This is a genomic window from Acidisphaera rubrifaciens HS-AP3, assembly GCF_000964365.1.
GTDB classification, from domain to species: Bacteria; Pseudomonadota; Alphaproteobacteria; order Acetobacterales; family Acetobacteraceae; genus Acidisphaera; species Acidisphaera rubrifaciens.
Genome location: NZ_BANB01000211.1, coordinates 1 through 861, shown reverse-complemented (window position 1 = coordinate 861; position 861 = coordinate 1). Strand labels below are relative to the sequence as shown.

1 protein-coding gene and 1 pseudogene are annotated in these 861 nt (G+C 74.2%); both read left to right on the top strand.

Translation table 11 applies throughout. The features are described 5' to 3' along the window. On the top strand, positions 1-536 hold a 536-nt coding region (gene uppS, locus B8460_RS07280; protein WP_048860922.1), incomplete at its 5' end, for a polyprenyl diphosphate synthase. 130 nt (positions 537-666) lie between these two features. Beyond that, positions 667-861, top strand: a pseudogene (locus B8460_RS21720) (phosphatidate cytidylyltransferase); the annotation flags it as partial.

Below are 861 nucleotides of genomic sequence, written 5' to 3'. Positions count from 1 at the left end.
GCAGCGAGAACTGGCGGCGGCCGCTGGCCGAGGTGCTCGACCTGACCGGCCTGCTGCGCCACTACCTCAAGACCGAGATCGACGAGCTGTGCGCCAACGGCGTGCGGCTGCGGGTGATTGGCGACCGCGACCGTTTCGACCCCGATATCCGCGAGAGCCTGGAGCGGGCCGAGGCGGCGACCGCCGGCAACACGCGCCTCAACCTGACGATGGCGCTGTCGTACGGCAGCCGCACGGAGCTGATCGCCGCCGCCCGCGCGGTCGCCGCGGCGGCGCGGGCCGGCACCCTCGACCCGGCCGATCTGGACGAGGGGCGCTTCGGCCAGTTCCTGTTCACCGCCGGCATGCCCGATCCCGACCTGATCGTGCGCACGAGCGGCGAGCAGCGTCTGTCGAACTTCCTGCTGTGGCAGGCGGCCTATGCCGAACTGGTGTTCCAGGATGTCTATTGGCCCGATTACGGCGCCGCCTCGTTTCGTGCCGCCCTCGACGCCTATGCCGGGCGCGAGCGGCGCTTCGGCGCGCGGCCCGGCTGATGCCGCGCCGTCTTCCCCTGCGCCGCCGCCAGATGCGCCGGAGCCGGCACTGACCGACACACTCCTGGCCGCGACGCCGACCGCCGGCCGCCGCTGGACGGATCTGCGCAAGCGGCTGATTTCCGCCGCGGTGCTGGCGCCGATGGCGCTCGCCTGCCTGTGGTTCGGCGCCGAGGCGTGGATGAGCCTCATCGCCCTCGCGGCAGGGGGACTCGCGGTCGAATGGGTGCGGCTGTGCGGCAGGCGCGCGGCGGCGGGCGCCGGCCTCGGCGTGCCGGTCGCGGTGTTCGCGGCGGGCGCAGTCGCGGTGCGCGGACAGGCGGGG